We start from the raw sequence: 16600 nt of genomic DNA on the forward strand, positions 1-16600 counted from the left end.
GTTGAAAGGTCGCTGAAAGCGGGGTCTGCCATAACCCGAGGCTATCGCCTTATTTCCAGGTTTGATTAGACGGTTATCGCTGAGCCTTCGATAGTGCTCACCAAGCCGTCCTGGAACGGCACGTTGCCCCCACAAAAAAATAATAAATCGAGGTACGCACCATGGCTCGTCCCAGTGCTTCCCTGCATCTGCCAGAAGCCGATGCCCACGCTGCCGCCGCGACTACGCCGCTGGCGGGCACAACCAAGGCCAGTAACGTACGCTGGAAGATCTTTGCGATCATTTTCGCGCTCACCATGGTCAATTTGATCGACCGGGTGTCGCTGTCGATTGCGATGCCGACCATCGCCCAGGAATTCTCCCTGTCGCCGAGTATGCAGGGGCTGATCCTCAGCAGCTTTTTCTGGGCCTATGCGTTATTGCAGATCCCTGGCGGCTGGATGATTGATCGTTTCGGGCCGCACCGGGTGATCAGTTGGTCCACCGGGCTGTGGGGTACGTTCCAGGTTCTCGCGGCGTTTGCCACGGGCGGGTTGTCCTTGCTGTTTGCCCGGGTTGCGCTCGGCGCTGCCGAGGCGCCGTTGTTTCCTTCAGGCGGCAAATTGATTTCCCTGTGGCTGGCGCCCAGCGAGCGCAGTCGCGGCGCGGTGCTCATGGACAGCGGCAGCCCGTTGGGTGTGGCGCTGGGCGGTCTGATCATCGCTTACTTGATTGCCACCCTGGACTCCTGGCGCCTGGCTTTCCTGATCGCCGGTATCGCCACCCTGGTGCTGGGTTGGGTAGCGTGGCGCTTTCTGCGTGACAATCCGGCGACTCACCCGCAGGTCAATGCGCAGGAGCTGGAGAAAATCAGCGCCGGGCGCGCCACACCTGCTGCCGAAGCGGCACAGATGTCGGTCAAGGGGCTGGGCATTGCGACACGTTCATTGAGTGGTCTGCTGGTCGGTCGCGCCAGTTGGGCAATGGTGTATTTCGGCCTGCTGACCTGGGGCCCGAGCTACCTGGCGCAGGCACGGGGTTTTGACATCAAGGGCATTGGTGCGGCGACCTTCGTGATTTTCATCTGCGGCGCGCTGGGCTCGTTGACCGGTGGCTTCCTCTGCGACGGGTTGATCCGCAAGGGTGTCAGCCGGGGCGTGGCGGTCAAGAGCCTGCTGGCGTTTTCCGGTGTGGTGGCGCTCGGTGCGTTCCTGTTGCTGCCGACCCTGAGTGATCCTTTTGCGGCTGTGGCGCTGTTGGCCATGACCGCGTTTTTCCTGATGTGGGGCAGCCTGTACTGGAGCTTCCCGGCGTTGCTCGCCGCTCCAGCACGGGTCGGCCTGGTGGGCGGGGTGATGAACATGGCCGGCAGCGTCGGCGGCATCACGGTGCCGATCCTTGTGGGGGTGATTTTGCAAATGACCGGCGGGTTTGCCCCGGTGCTGGGATTCTTCGCGGTATGTTCGGCAGTCTTCGTACTGGCGACGCTGTTCATCAGTCTCGACGAGGTGCGCCATGGTTAAGTTGTACGACGGCCTGATCATCGACGCCCATCACCACTTCTGGGATCCGACGGTCAATCCTCATCCCTGGCTCGCGCCCGAGGCCAACATTCCGTTTCGCTACGGCGACTACAACGCGATCAAGCGCCGCTATTTTCCGGACGATTACTTCGCCGATGCAGGTGCGCACAAGGTCGTGCAAACGGTGTACATCGAGACCGAGTGGGACCCGCAGGACCCGATTGGCGAGACCCGTTTCATCGAGCAACTGGCCGCGCGCTACGGCGTGCCGAACGCGGTGGTGGCGCAAGCGTGGCTCGATCACCCGGACGCCATCGCCGTGCTCACCGAGCAGGCTTCGTTCAAGTGCGTGCGCAGTGTGCGCCACAAGCCGGGCGGGCCGACGTCGCCCGCCGAGGTCGGACACATGCGCAGCCTGATGAGCGACGAGCGCTGGCGCCGAAGTTACGCGGCCCTGCAAGGGCTGGGATTGCATTTCGATCTGCAGACGCCCTGGTGGAACCTGCATGAAGCCGAGCGCCTGGCGCGGGACTTTCCCGGCACCACGCTGATTCTCAACCACACCGGCCTGCCCAGTGATCGCAGCGCCGAAGGCCTGGCCGGCTGGCGGCGCGCGATGGCGCGGCTGGCGGAGTGGCCGAATGTCCAGGTGAAGATTTCCGGCCTTGGGCTCAAGGACCGGGCGTGGCGCGCCAAGGACAACGCCTGGATCGTGCGCGAAGTGATCGCCATGTTCGGCACCCATCGCGTGATGTTCGCCAGCAACTTCCCGGTGGACAGCCTGTGTGGCTCGTTCGACGACATTTACAGCGGTTTCAAATCCATCGTTGCTGACCTGCCGTGGGCGGATCAGGAGCGATTGTTCTACAGCAATGCGCAACGGGTGTACCGCTGCGAGCCGTGCGCCAGCGAGCGCACGCGACCTGAATCCCTGAGGAGTGAAGCATGACAAAAGTAACCATCGCCATGGTCCTGGGTGACCCTGCCGGCATCGGCCCGGAACTGATCGCACGCCTGCTGGGCGAGGCCGAGGTACGCCGCCAGGCCAACGTGATCCTGATCGCCGACGAGGCGGAAATGCGCCGTGGCATGCGCCTGGCCGGCGCGGAATTTCCCTACCGTCGCGTGGAGTCGCTGGAGCAGCTGTCGTTCACAGACGACACGCCGCTGTTCTATGACTTCCGAGGCGATACGGTCGGTGAATTCCCACGCAGCGAAGCCAGTGTCATCGGCGGTCGCTACAGCCTCGACACCCTGGAAAAGGCCCTGCGCCTGACCGAGGCCGGCACCACCGATGCGGTACTGTTCGGGCCGCTGAACAAGACCTCGTTGCACATGGCCGGGATGGCGCACAACGACGAACTGCACTGGTTCGCCGAACTGCTGGATTTCCACGGGCCGTTCTGCGAGTTCAACGTGCTCGACAACCTCTGGACTTCGCGGGTGACCTCGCACGTGGCCCTGGCTGAAGTGCCGGGCATGCTGAGCCAGGAACGGGTGGTGGAAGCGATCCAGCTGATCGACACCGCGCTCAAACGCAGCGGCCTGGAAAAACCGCGCATCGGTGTCTGCGGCCTCAACCCGCACAACGGCGACAACGGCTCGTTCGGCCGTGAGGAACTGGACATCATCGGCCCGGCCGTGCGCACCGCGCAGGCCTCGGGCATTGCCGCCGAAGGGCCGTATCCGGGCGACACGATCTTCCTCAAGGTCCAGGGCGACGCCAGTGCCTTCGACGCGGTGGTAACCATGTACCACGACCAGGGGCAGATCGCGATCAAGCTGATGGGCTTCTCCCGTGGCGTGACCGTGCAGGGCGGCCTGCCGATCCCGATCACCACCCCGGCCCACGGCACCGCGTTCGACATCGCCGGGCAGGGCAAGGCCAACCCCGGAGCGATTCGCCAGGCTTTCCAGATTGCTTGTCGGATGGGTAGTAACCGCCGCTGATCGCGGTCCTTCATCTCCAGTGACATCCCCTGTGGGAGCGAGCCTGCTCGCGATGACGGCAGTCCAGACACCTGTGTGGTGACTGGCAGTGCGCTATCGCGAGCAGGCTCGCTCCCACAGTTTTTATCCTGCCACCTGATAACCCGATCCACGCAATAAACGCTCGAACCTATTTCCCCAGGTTATCGACGGATGCGCATAAGTGATTATCCGCGCTCCCCGGCCGCTGGCTAAAGTCGCTCCATCGAATGCCTGGAAGCCGTCACAACAGCGGTTTCGTGCACGCGACTCAACAATTACAAGAAGCGCCAGCAAGGAATTGAATTCATGAAAATCAAAGCGATCCGTACCCGCGTATTCGAGTGGAAAGGCAAAGTCGTTCCACCTCAGGCGCACTTCTGCACCAACGCCAGCGACATCCTGTTCGAACGTGGCGATGCCATGGGCTCGTTCCGTTTCCATGGCTGGCTGGTGGTGGAAGTCGAAACGGATACCGGTCTTGTCGGCATCGGCAACTGCGCCCTGGCGCCACGTGTGGCCAAGGAAATCATCGACACTTACCTGGCCCCGATCGCCATTGGCGAAGACCCGTTCGACAACGAATACATCTGGCAGAAAATGTATCGCCAGAGCCACGCCTGGGGCCGCAAAGGCATCGGCATGGCCGCGATCTCGGCGATCGACATCGCGATCTGGGACATCATGGGCAAGGCGGTCAACAAGCCGGTGTTCAAGCTGCTGGGCGGGCGTACCAAGGAAAAGATCTGGACCTACGCCTCCAAGCTCTACGCCAACGACAATCTCGACCTGTTCCTCGAAGAAGCCCAGGGCTATCTGAGCCAGGGCTTCACCGCGCTGAAAATGCGCTTCGGCTATGGCCCGAAAGACGGCCCGGCGGGCATGCGCCGCAACATCGAGCAAGTGCGCGCACTGCGTGAACTGGCCGGTCCCGACGTGGACATCATGCTCGAATGCTACATGGGCTGGACCCTCGAATACGCCCGCCGCATGCTGCCGAAACTGGCCGAGTTCGAACCGCGCTGGCTGGAAGAGCCGGTGATCGCCGATGACATCGAGGGTTACATCGAGCTGAAGAAGATGGGCATCATGCCGATCTCCGGCGGCGAGCACGAATTCACTTCCTACGGCTTTAAGGACCTGTTGGAACGCCGCGCCGTCGACGTGATCCAGTACGACACCAACCGCGTCGGCGGCATCACCGCCGCGCGCAAGATCAACGCCATGGCCGAAGCCTGGTCGGTGCCGGTGATCCCGCACGCCGGGCAGATGCACAACTACCACCTGACCATGTCCACCACTGCCTCGCCGATGGCCGAGTTCTTCCCGGTGTTCGACGTCGAGGTCGGCAACGAACTCTTCTACTACGTGTTCAAGGGCGAGCCGCAGCCGGTCAATGGCTACATCCAGCTCGACGACAACAAGCCGGGCCTGGGCCTGGAAATCTCCGATGAGTACCTGAGCGAGTTCAACATCATCGAGTGACCTTCGCGCGCCGCTTTCGGGCGGCGCAATCCCTGACCCAGTGGAGAACAACATGCGCCTGATTCAATTCGAAAACACCCAAGGGGAGCGCCAGGTCGGCGTGGTCGAGGGCTCCCGGGTGCTGGTGTTGAACGACACCCGCAGCACCCGTGAACTGGCCCTCGCGGCCATCCGTGGTCAACGCAGCCTGCAAGACGAAGTGGCCAAGCGCGGCACCCAGCCCGGCCCCGACTACGCGCAGCTGTTGCAACACGGCCAGGTCCTGCCGCCGCTGGATCACGAAGACCCGGCCCACTGCCTGATCAGCGGCACCGGCCTGACCCACCTGGGCAGCGCCTCGGCGCGGGACAAGATGCACCAGCAGAACGGCGCGGTGGAAGCCGGCATGACCGACACCATGCGCATGTTCAAGTGGGGCCTGGAGGGCGGCAAGCCTGCGGACGGGCAGGTCGGTGCGCAACCGGAATGGTTCTACAAGGGCGACGGCAGCATCGTCGTGCGCCCTGGCGCGGACTTCCCGGTGCCGCCGTTTGCCGAGGATGCCGGTGAAGAGCCGGAGCTGACCGGGCTCTATGTGATCGGCGATGATGGCCTGCCGTATCGCGTCGGTTTCGCCCTGGGCAACGAGTTCTCCGACCACGTCATGGAACGGCGCAACTACCTGTACCTGGCGCACTCGAAACTGCGCAGTTGCTCCTACGGCCCCGAGCTGCGCGTCGGCGAACTGCCCCGGCACCTGGCGGGCACCAGCCGTATCGTGCGTAACGGCCAGACCCTGTGGGAAAAGGAGTTTCTCAGCGGCGAGGACAACATGTGCCACAGCCTCGCCAACCTCGAATTCCATCACTTCAAGTACGCGCAGTTCCTGCGCCCGGGCGATGTGCACGTGCATTACTTCGGCACCGCCACACTGTCGTTTGCAGATGGGGTGAAGACCCAGCCGGGCGATCGTTTCCAGATCAGCCTCGACGAGTTCGGCGCACCGCTGGTCAACGGTATCGGTGAGTCTGCCCAGCCCCTGCCGATCGGCCAGGTGCGTACGCTTTAAGTCGGTCGCTCAAGGAAACCTCCATGACCTCGATACTCGGACACAACTACATCGGTGGCCGGCGCAGTGCCAACGGCACCGTGCAACTGCAAAGCCTCGACGCCAGCAGCGGTGAGCCGCTGCCGGCGCGATTCTTCCAGGCCAGTGAAGCCGAAGTGGACGCCGCCGCCAAGGCTGCGGCCGCCGCTTATCCGATCTACCGCAACCTGAGCGCGGAACAACGGGCGACGTTCCTCGACGCCATCGCCGATGAAATCGACGCGCTGGGCGATGAATTCGTCGCCACCGTATGCCGCGAAACCGCGCTGCCGGCGGGGCGTATCCAGGGTGAGCGCGGACGCACCAGCGGCCAGCTGCGCCTGTTCGCCAGGGTGCTGCGTCGCGGTGACTTTTACGGCGCACGGATCGACCGCGCGCTGCCGGATCGCCAGCCGCTGCCGCGCCCGGACCTGCGCCAGTACCGCATCGCCCTGGGGCCGGTGGCGGTGTTTGGCGCGAGCAACTTTCCGCTGGCCTTTTCCACGGCCGGTGGTGATACCGCCTCGGCCCTGGCCGCCGGTTGCCCGGTGGTGTTCAAGGCCCACAGCGGGCACATGGCGACGGCCGAGTGGGTCGCCGACGCGATCATCCGTGCCGCCGAACGCACGCGCATGCCGGCCGGCGTGTTCAACATGATCTATGGCGCCGGCGTCGGCGAGTGGCTGGTCAAGCACCCGGCCATCCAGGCCGTGGGCTTTACCGGTTCGCTCAAGGGCGGCAATGCCCTGGGCCACATGGCCGCGACCCGGGCGCAACCGATCCCGGTGTTCGCCGAGATGTCGAGTATCAACCCGGTTTTCCTGCTGCCCGAGGCGCTGAAGGTGCGCGGCGAGCAGATCGCCGCACAATTGGCCGGTTCAGTGACCCTGGGCTGCGGGCAGTTCTGCACCAATCCAGGCCTGGTCATCGGCCTGCGCTCGCCGCAGTTCAGCGACTTCCTCAAGGCCTTCTGCGCGCAGATGAACGAGCAGCCGGCACAGACCATGCTCAATGCCGGCGCGCTGGCCAGCTACAGTCGTGGCCTTGGCGAGCTGCACGAGCATCCGGGCCTGACGCACCTGGCGGGTAAACCGCAGCAGGGCAATCAGGCGCAACCGCAGGTGTTCAAGGCCGATGTCAGCCTGCTGCTCAAGGGCGATGAACTGCTGCAGGAAGAGGTGTTCGGGCCGACCACCATCGTCATCGAAGTCGAGGACCAGACCCAGCTCGCCGCAGCGCTGCACGGCTTACGCGGGCAACTGACGGCGACGCTGATTGGCGAACCTGCGGAGTTGCTCGAGCACCGCTGGCTGGCCGAGGTGTTACAGGAGAAGGTCGGGCGGATCCTGTTCAACGGTTATCCGACCGGGGTCGAGGTGTGTGACGCAATGGTGCATGGCGGGCCGTACCCGGCAACCTCCGATGCCCGCGGGACGTCGGTGGGGACACTGGCGATCGAGCGTTTCCTGCGGCCGGTGTGCTTCCAGAATTACCCGGATGCGATGCTGCCCGAGGCGTTGCAGGACAGTAATCCGCTGGGGATTCGGCGGTTGGTGGATGGGGAGGTCAGTAGTCAGGCTTTGTAGAGTCTGAGCGGGCGTCATCGCGAGCAGGCTCGCTCCCACAGGGGATTTGTGTCGTTCAAAAATCCCTTGTGGGAGCGAGCCTGCTCGCGATGCTCTTAACAGCCAACTCGATTATTTGGCCGGCTTCAACACCAACCACAACGCCGCCGCAATCAACACCCCGCCATACACATGCGCCATCGACAGCGGCTCATCGAGAAACATCGCTCCCCACAACACCCCGAACGGCGGGATCGCGAAGGTCACGGTCGAGGACTTCACCGGGCCGATCGAGCTGAGCAAACGGAAGTAGATGATGTAGGCGAACGCCGTGCACACCAGGCCCAACCCCAGCAATGACAGCCAGACATTCCAGCCGCCCCAGCTTGCCGGTGGCTGGCTGAGTGCGCTGTAGCCGAACAGTGGCAGCAGGAACAACGTCGCCCCGAGCATGCTGCCCAGGGCCGACAGGCGACTGTCCAGCCCACCGGCCTGATCGAGCCAGCGCCGCGCGAGGAAACCGGCGAAGCCGTAGCAGGTGGTGGCCAGCAGGCAGGCGAGGGCGCCCATCAGCAGCGGCATATCAAACGCCACCGGGCCGGCGCGGGTCAGTACGCCCACCCCGAACAGGCCGAGGAACACGCCACCCAGTTTGGCCGCCGTCAGCCGTTCATGGAAAAACAGACCGCCGATCAACACCCCCATCAGCGGCGTGGTGGCGTTGAAGATCGCCGAGTAACCGGCCGGCAACACCTGGGCTGCGACCGAGTAGAGCGTCGCCGGAATGCCGGAGTTGATCACCCCGAGCAGCATCACGGTTTTCAGCTTGCCCTTGAAATCCCAGCGCACGCGCAGCAGGCCGAGAATCACCAGCAAGCCGACCGCGGCAATCGACACGCGGAAAAACGCCGTGGGAATGGTGCCGATCACCGGGGCGATGATGCGCATGAACAGGAAGCTCGCACCCCAGATGGCCGCCAGCGACAGCAGACGTACAAGATCGACAGGGCTCACGGTGCACTCCTTCCATTGACGGGGGCGAGAGTGTTGCCGAGAGCCCTGTGGATGGCAACCGAAAAACCGGCATCAAATTACAAAGCGTGTCACCAGGCCGTTGAGGTCGATGGCCAGCCGCGACAGTTCCTGGCTGGCGGCCGAAGTCTGGGTGGCACCGGCGGCGGTCTGGGTCGACAGGTCGCGGATGGTCACCAGGTTCTGGTCGACTTCGCGGGCCACCAGCGCCTGTTGTTCGGCGGCGCTGGCGATGACCAGGTTGCGCTCGTTGATCTGCGAAATCGACGCGGTGATTTTTTCCAGGGCGTTGCCGGCGCTGTTGGCCCGACGCAGGGTCTGGTTGGCCTGTTCGGCGCTGCTTTGCAACGCGGTGACCGTGGAGCCGGTGCCCTGCTGGATGTTGCTAATCATCAGCTCGATTTCTTCGGTGGAATTCTGCGTGCGTTGCGCCAGCGAGCGCACCTCGTCGGCGACCACGGCAAACCCGCGTCCGGCTTCACCGGCCCGGGCGGCTTCGATGGCGGCATTGAGTGCCAGCAGATTGGTCTGCCCGGCAATGCCGCGGATCACCTCCAGCACCTTGCTGATGTCCTGCGCCTGCGCTGCCAGCCCCTCGGCCTGCGCCGAAGCGTCGAGGACTTCGCTGACCAGGCCCTGGATTGCGCTGATGGTCTCGCTGACCTGCACATGCCCGTGCTTGCTGTCCTCGTTCGACGCCTGCGAGGCTTCGGCACTGGACACGGCATTGGCGGCCACTTCGTCCACGGCGCTGCTCATCTCGGTGACGGCGGTGGCAGCCATTTCGATCTGGTCGTTCTGCTGTTGCAGGCCACGGGTGCTTTCCTCCATCACCGAGCTCATTTCCTCGGCCGCGGATGCCAGTTGCCGTGCCGAATCGCTGATGCCGCGGATGGTCGAGCGCAGGTTGCCCTGCATGTCGGCCAGGGCTGAAAGCAGCAAGGCGGCTTCGTCCTTGCCAGCGCTGACGATCTGCCCGCTGAGGTCGCCGTCGGCAATCCGGCGCGCGGCGCTCAGGGCCTGATTGATCGGCGTGGTGATGCTGCGGGTCAAGGCCCAGGCCAGCAGCAAGGTGGCGAGCAGGGCCACGATGATGATTACGCCGACGATCCACAGCGCCCGTTCGTACATGGCCGCTGCGGCCTTGGCGGCTTCATCGGCGCCTTGCTGGTTGAAGCTGATCAACGCCTCCAGCGCTTGATCGACCTTGCCACCCTGAGGCGCCAGTTCATCGTTGAGGCGGGTGAAGGCCCGCTCATTCTGGCCGGCGGCAATGTGAGCGATGATCTGATCGAGGATCGACAGATATTTACCGACCTCGCTTGTCAGGGTGGCGAGCATGGCTCGTTCCTGATCGGTGGACAGCGTGGCCTGGTAGTCCTCCAGGCGCTTGAGCAGTTCCTGACGCTGGCCGTTGAGAATGCCCTTGCTGGTGTCGCGCACCGATTTTTCGTTGACGGTGATCACGCGCAACGACTCCAGGCGGATCCGCGCCATGTTGGCGGCGCTGTCGTGCATGCTTTCGATGTTGGGCATCCACACTTGCTCGATGACCGCCGCGCTCTCGCGCAGGCTCGCCATCTGACGCAGGTTGAGCAGTCCGACCAAGACAAGAAGGGTCGCCAGTACGGCGAAACTCAGACTCGCGCGCACACCGATGCGCAGGTTCCTTATAGGCATGAAATTGCTCCTTGGATGTAGGGATAGGGGGGAGTCCTCGTTGGCCGAAGATCTTGTTTTGGAGGGGTGAAGGCGGCGTATATATCAAAGTGCCATCATTTTGGTAAGACCACTCCGCGCCCCCTGCGCGGGTGGAAAGCAGCGCGGCGCGAAAGCAGAAAAACATCGCTCGAGCGGATCGCTGGTGCAGATTGGATCCGAAAGCCGCGAGATCCGAGGGCTGCAGGTGAAACGGTTCATCAGATCGTTATGGGCTTTTTTATTCGTTTGTTGACTAAACGGTCGACTTAAAAAAACCGAAAAAACATCTGTAACCGGATGAATCATCCACACAACGGCGGAAATTGCGCTTCTCCTGCAACGCGTTCACTGGCTAAGCTCAGGTCTTCCGAATTCCCGCAGAGGTCTCACCATGCCGCAGCAATGGCCCGCCGCCGATATCGCCCGAATGGTCCTCGATGGCTTTGATGATTATCGCGAGCATTTTCGCCAGATCACCGACGGCGCCCGGGCGCGTTTCGAGCAGGCGCAGTGGCAGGCGACCCAGGAGGCCTCGGCGGCACGGATCAACCTCTACGAAGAAAAAGTCGGCGAGACGGTCCGGCGGTTGCGCACGGCGTTCGACAGCGACACCCTGGACGTCAGTTGCTGGCCGCTGGTCAAGAGCGCCTACATCAGCCTGATCGACCTGCGCTTCGACGATGAGTTGTCCGAGACCTGGTACAACTCGATCTTCTGCGGGCTGTTCAGCCATGACCTGATCAGCGACGGCTGCATGTTCATCCACACCACCCGGCCGAGCCTGCGCCGGGCTCGCGCGGCGCAAACCCGCACCTACAGGCCCGAAGGCCACCTGTCAGAGATGCTTGCGAGCATTTTTGCCGACTACCGTTTCAGCGAGGATTACGCCGACCTGCCCGGCGACCTGTGCCGCCTCGAAGCGCAACTGCGCGAGAACCTGCCGGACTGGGTGTGCAAGGACCCGGACCTGAGTGTCGAGCTGTTTTCCTCGGTGCTGTACCGCAACAAGGGCGCGTACCTGGTGGGGCGCATCTTCACCGCCGATGAACAATGGCCGCTGGCGATCCCGCTGCTGCACCTGGAGGGGCGTGGCATCCAGATCGACGCGCTGATCACCGACGAAGCCGACGTGTCGATCATCTTCTCCTTCACCCGTTCGTATTTCATGGTGGATGTGCCGGTGCCCGCGGAGTTCATCGGCTTTTTGAAGCGCATCCTGCCGGGCAAGCACATCGCCGAGCTGTACACCTCGATCGGCTTCTACAAGCATGGTAAGTCGGAGTTCTACCGGGCGCTGATCAATCACCTGGCCAACACCGACGACCGCTTCATCATGGCTCCCGGCGTGCGCGGCATGGTGATGAGCGTGTTCACCCTGCCGGGTTTCAACACCGTGTTCAAAATCATCAAGGACCGTTTTTCGCCGTCGAAGAACGTCGACCGCGCCACGGTGATCGAGAAATACCGGCTGGTGAAAAGTGTCGACCGCGTCGGGCGCATGGCCGACACCCAGGAGTTCGCCGACTTCCGTTTCCCCTTGGACAAGTTCGAACCGGCGTGCCTGGAAGAGCTGCTGGACGTGGCGCCGTCGACGGTGTCGGTGGAAGGTGACACGGTGCTGATCCGCCACTGCTGGACCGAGCGGCGCATGACCCCGCTCAACCTGTACCTGGACAACGCCAACGAAGCGCAGGTGCGCGAGGCGCTGGAAGACTACGGCCTGGCCATCAAGCAACTGGCGGCGGCCAACATCTTTCCCGGTGACATGCTGCTGAAGAACTTCGGCGTTACCCGCCACGGCCGCGTGGTGTTTTATGACTACGACGAAATCTGCTTTCTGACCGAGGCCAACTTCCGCCACATCCCGGCGCCACGTACGCCCGAGGACGAGATGGCTTCGGAGCCGTGGTATTCGATCGGGCCGCTGGATGTGTTCCCCGAGGAATTCCCGCCGTTCCTGTTCGCCGATTCGGCGCAGCGCAAGTTGTTCGACCAGTTGCATGGCGAGTTGTACAACGCCGATTACTGGAAGGGCTTGCAGGAGGCGATTCGGGCGGGGAAGGTGATCGATGTGTTTCCGTATCGGCGCAGGGGGCTTGATGGTGAGTAGCCAGGGCTGACGCCATCGCGAGCAGGCTCGCTCCCACAGAGGATCGGCAGTGACCACAAAATTTGGGTACACCACCGCTCACTGTGGGAGCGAGCCTGTCGAAACGTCGCACCGTCGCGATCGACCGCGCAGCGGTCGCAAAATCTGCGACAATCGCTCCCTTGCGCCACTAGACGACTGAATTGCGTAGCTGATGACCAACGAATCGCCCTCCATCGACAAACTGCTGAAAAACCTCGATCACGCCATGCTCGCCGACCGTCACCGGCTGCGGCGGCAGTTGCTTGAGCTGCGCAAGAAGCCCGACGAGGCCAAGCTGGCCCAGTGGGTGACGCGCCTGCAGGCGTCCTGCGATCAGGTGCTGGCGCGCAAGGCCAGCCTGCCGGTGATTCGTTACGACGACAGCCTGCCGATTGCGGCCAAGCGCGACGAGATCAAGAAGGCCCTGGAAAAACACCAGGTGCTGATCATCGCCGGCGAAACCGGTTCGGGTAAAACCACCCAGTTGCCGAAGATCTGCCTGGAGATCGGCCGCGGCCAGCATGGCCTGATCGGCCACACCCAGCCACGTCGAATCGCCGCGCGCAGTGTCGCCAGTCGGGTCGCCGAGGAACTGGGCACGCCGTTGGGCGCGCTGGTCGGTTATCAGGTGCGTTTCGAGGACCAGAGCGACGCCAACACGCTGATCAAGCTGATGACCGACGGCATCCTGCTGGCGGAAACCCAAAACGATCGCTACCTGGAACGCTACGACACGATCATCGTCGACGAAGCCCACGAGCGCAGCCTCAACATCGACTTCCTGCTGGGCTATCTCAAGACTCTGCTGCCGCGTCGTCCGGACCTGAAAGTCATCATCACCTCGGCGACCATCGACCTGGAGCGCTTTTCCAAACACTTCGACGATGCGCCAATCGTCGAAGTCTCCGGCCGCACGTTCCCGGTGGAAACCTGGTATCGCCCGCTGACCCTGGAACAGGACGAAGAAGGCAACCGGGTCGAGGACGACCTGACCGTGGACCAGGCGATCCTCGCCACCCTCGACGAAATCGCCGCCTATGAGCGCAGCGAGCGCCGCGGCCCGGGCGACGTGCTGGTGTTCCTGCCCGGCGAACGGGAGATCCGCGACGCCGCCGACATGCTGCGCAAGGCCCAGCTCAAGCACACCGAAATCCTGCCGTTGTACGCACGGCTGTCGCCGGCCGAGCAGCAGCGGATTTTCCAGTCGCACCCAGGGCGTCGCGTGGTGCTGGCGACCAACGTCGCGGAAACTTCGCTGACGGTGCCGGGCATTCGCTACGTGATCGACAGCGGCACCGCGCGCATCAGCCGCTACAGCTACCGCGCCAAGGTCCAGCGCCTGCCCATCGAGGCGATTTCCCAAGCCAGCGCCAACCAGCGTAAAGGTCGTTGCGGACGGGTCGAGCCGGGTATCTGCGTGCGCCTGTACAGCGAAGAGGATTTCCTGGGGCGCCCGGAATTCACCGACCCGGAGATCCTGCGCACCAACCTGGCGGCGGTGATCCTGCAGATGCTGCATCTGCGCCTCGGCGAAATCACCGCGTTCCCGTTCATCGAGCCGCCGGATGGCAAGGCCATCAGCGACGGTTTCAACCTGCTGCAAGAGCTGTCTGCGGTGGACCGCAACAGCCAGCTGACGCCGCTCGGCCGCCAATTGGCGCGCCTGCCGGTGGACCCGCGCATGGGCCGCATGCTGCTGGAAGCGGCGAAGCTGGGCAGTTTGCAGGAAGTGTTGATCGTTGCCAGCGCCATGTCGATCCAGGACCCGCGCGAGCGTCCGCCCGAGCGCCAGCAAGCGGCGGACCAGGCCCACGCGCAATGGAAGGATGCCGACTCGGACTTCGCCGCGCTGGTCAATCTGTGGCGAGGTTTCGAAGAGCAGCGCCAGGCGTTGACGGCCAACCCGTTGCGCAACTGGTGCCGCAAGAATTTCCTCAACTACCTGCGTCTGCGCGAGTGGCGCGACTCCCATCGGCAGTTGAGCCTGATCTGCCGTGACCTGCAGTTGAGCCTCAACAAGGAGCCGGCGGACTACCCGAAACTGCACAAGGCGGTGCTGGTGGGCCTGCTCAGCCAGATCGGCCAGAAAACCGAAGAGGGCGATTACCTCGGTGCCCGTCAGCGGCGCTTCTGGATTCACCCGTCGTCGGGCATCGGCAAGAAGCGCCCGCAGTGGCTGATGACCGCCGAGCTGGTGGAGACCACCAAGCTCTACGCGCGCATGGTGGCCAAGATCGACGCCGACTGGATCGAGCCGCTGGCCGGGCACCTGATCAAGAAAAACCACTTCGAACCGCATTGGGAGAAGAAGCGCGGCCAGGTGGTGGCCTACGAGCAGATCACCCTGTTCGGGCTGATCGTGGTCGGTCGCCGGCCGGTGCATTTCGGCCCCGTGGACCCAGTGGTCTCGCGCGAACTGTTCATCCGCGAAGGCCTGGTGCGGGGCGAGATCCAGTCGAAGGCCAAGTGCCTCTCGGCCAATGCACGTCTGCTCGAACAACTCGACGAGCTGGAAGCCAAGGCGCGTCGGCGCGACATCCTCGCCGATGAGGAAACCCTCTACGCCTTCTACGAGGCGCGGCTGCCGGCGGAGATTCACCAGACGGCGACGTTCGACAGCTGGTACCGGGTCAACAGCCAGAAGAACCCGCAGTTGTTGATCATGCGCGAAGAAGACGTGCTGGCCCGCGAAGCCAGTGAAGTCACCGCCATGCAGTACCCGGACACCCTGCACATTGGCGACCTGGAACTGGCGCTCAGTTACCACTTCGAACCCAATCACCCGCGTGACGGCGTGACCCTGCGCGTGCCGGCGCCGCTGTTGCCGATGTTGCCACCGGAGCGCCTGGAGTGGCTGGTGCCGGGGGTGATCGAGGCCAAGTGCATTGCGTTGGTGCGTAATCTGCCCAAGGCCCTGCGCAAGAACTTCGTGCCGGTGCCGGACTTCGTCAAGGCGGCGTTGCAGCGTATGACCTTTGCCGAGGGTTCGTTGCCCCAGGCCTTGGGGCGTGAACTGTTGCGCATGACTGGGGCGCGGGTCAGCGATGAAGCCTGGGCGGAAGCGGCGCAGCAGGTCGAAAGCCATCTGCGCATGAACCTGGAAATCGTTGACGGCCAGGGCAAGTTCCTCGGTGAAGGGCGTGACCTGGCGGAACTGACGGCACGGTTTGCCGAGGCGAGTCAGGCCGCACTGGCAGTGCCGCAAACTGCGAAGAGCCAGCAGCCGGTGGAAGCGAAAGGCTTCGCGGCGGTAGCGGAAAAAACCCAGCAGAAGATTGCCGGGCTGTCGATGACGGTCTATCCGGCGTTGGTGGAAGAGGGCGGCACGGTCAAGGAAGGGCGGTTCTCGACGCCGGCCGAAGCCGAGTTCCAGCACCGCCGCGCCTTGCAGCGCCTGCTCATGCAGCAACTGGCCGAATCGGCGAAGTTCCTGCGCGGCAAGTTGCCGGGGCTGACCGAGCTGGGCCTGCTGTACCGCGACATGGGGCGCGTCGATGCACTGGTCGAAGACATCCTGCTGGCCAGCCTCGACAGTTGCATCCTCGACGGTGAAGACCCGTTGCCTCGCGACGGTGCCGGGCTGGCGGCGCTGGCCGAACGCAAGCGTGGCGCCTGGACCGAGCATGCCGAGCGCGTGGCCAGGCTGACCCTGGACATTCTCAAGCTCTGGCACGGGCTGCAAAAGCGCTTCAAGGGCAAGATCGACCTGGCCCAGGCGGTGGCCCTGAACGACATCAAGCAGCAGCTCAGCCAACTGGTGTACCCGGGGTTCGTGCGCGAAACGCCGATGCAGTGGCTCAAGGAGTTGCCGCGTTACCTCAAGGCCATCGAGCAGCGTTTCGAGAAGCTCGGCGCCCAGGTGCAGAAGGATCGGGTCTGGAGTGGCGAGTTGTCGGCCCTGTGGACTCAATACCAGACCCGCGCCGCCAAACACGCCCAGGAAGGCAAGCGCGACCCGCAGCTGGAGCTGTACCGCTGGTGGCTGGAGGAATACCGGGTGTCGCTGTTCGCCCAACAGCTGGGGACCAAGGTGCCGATTTCCGATAAGCGCCTGGCCAAGCAGTGGACCCAGGTCGAAGCCTGACCTCTGGTTGCATGAACCCCTGTGGGAGCGAGCCTGCTCGCGATGGACGTCAACGATGACTCGGGA

Annotated in this window: 10 protein-coding genes; 8 read left to right on the plus strand and 2 right to left on the minus strand. The window is 63.6% G+C overall.

Annotated elements, in window-relative coordinates; all coding sequences use genetic code 11:
* The first annotated feature begins 161 nt into the window (after positions 1 to 161).
* The 6 genes from ABVN20_RS20815 to ABVN20_RS20840 all read left to right on the plus strand — a co-directional run bounded on the left by ABVN20_RS20815 (position 162) and on the right by ABVN20_RS20840 (position 7607).
* Entirely contained in the window at positions 162 to 1502 is a 1341-nt protein-coding gene (locus tag ABVN20_RS20815; RefSeq protein ID WP_368557569.1) for an MFS transporter, read from the plus strand.
* Complete coding sequence (locus tag ABVN20_RS20820) at positions 1495 to 2451, plus strand: amidohydrolase (RefSeq protein WP_368557570.1); 957 nt, start codon at positions 1495 to 1497, stop codon at positions 2449 to 2451. Before ABVN20_RS20815 ends, ABVN20_RS20820 begins: the two co-directional genes overlap by 8 nt.
* Positions 2448 to 3452, plus strand: a complete 1005-nt coding sequence (locus ABVN20_RS20825) for a 4-hydroxythreonine-4-phosphate dehydrogenase PdxA (RefSeq protein ID WP_368557571.1) — start codon at positions 2448 to 2450, stop codon at positions 3450 to 3452. The genes ABVN20_RS20820 and ABVN20_RS20825 overlap by 4 nt, the downstream gene beginning before the upstream one ends.
* Positions 3453 to 3779: 327 nt before the next feature.
* Positions 3780 to 4955: an L-rhamnonate dehydratase gene (locus ABVN20_RS20830; protein ID WP_368557572.1), complete on the plus strand. Its 1176-nt coding sequence runs from the start codon at positions 3780 to 3782 to the stop codon at positions 4953 to 4955.
* A gap of 52 nt (positions 4956 to 5007) precedes the next feature.
* Complete coding sequence (gene araD1 / locus ABVN20_RS20835) at positions 5008 to 6003, plus strand: AraD1 family protein (RefSeq protein ID WP_368557573.1); 996 nt, start codon at positions 5008 to 5010, stop codon at positions 6001 to 6003.
* 23 nt (positions 6004 to 6026) lie between these two features.
* Positions 6027 to 7607, plus strand: coding sequence for an aldehyde dehydrogenase (NADP(+)) (locus tag ABVN20_RS20840; protein ID WP_368557574.1), 1581 nt, complete (start codon positions 6027 to 6029; stop codon positions 7605 to 7607).
* A gap of 111 nt (positions 7608 to 7718) precedes the next feature.
* Here the strand turns inward: ABVN20_RS20840 and ABVN20_RS20845 are convergent, their stop codons facing one another.
* Together ABVN20_RS20845 and ABVN20_RS20850 are read right to left on the minus strand one after the other, a co-directional pair.
* Complete coding sequence (locus ABVN20_RS20845; protein WP_368557575.1) at positions 7719 to 8600, minus strand: DMT family transporter; 882 nt, start codon at positions 8598 to 8600, stop codon at positions 7719 to 7721.
* A 72-nt stretch (positions 8601 to 8672) separates the two neighbouring features.
* Positions 8673 to 10298 (minus strand): methyl-accepting chemotaxis protein, encoded by a 1626-nt coding sequence (locus ABVN20_RS20850; protein ID WP_368557576.1) that lies wholly within the window; start codon positions 10296 to 10298, stop codon positions 8673 to 8675.
* Between the two features lie 412 nt (positions 10299 to 10710).
* On the opposite strand from ABVN20_RS20850, the gene aceK reads away from it, so the two are divergent.
* Both aceK and hrpA read left to right on the plus strand, forming a co-directional pair.
* On the plus strand, positions 10711 to 12429 hold the full coding sequence (gene aceK, locus ABVN20_RS20855; protein ID WP_368557577.1) for a bifunctional isocitrate dehydrogenase kinase/phosphatase: 1719 nt from the start codon (positions 10711 to 10713) through the stop codon (positions 12427 to 12429).
* Between the two features lie 193 nt (positions 12430 to 12622).
* A complete protein-coding gene (gene hrpA / locus ABVN20_RS20860) occupies positions 12623 to 16534 on the plus strand; it encodes an ATP-dependent RNA helicase HrpA (RefSeq protein WP_368557578.1) in 3912 nt (1303 codons plus the stop codon).
* Positions 16535 to 16600 lie beyond the last annotated feature (66 nt).

Origin of the sequence: Pseudomonas sp. MYb118 (genome assembly GCF_040947875.1) — a bacterium.
Lineage (GTDB): Bacteria > Pseudomonadota > Gammaproteobacteria > Pseudomonadales > Pseudomonadaceae > Aquipseudomonas.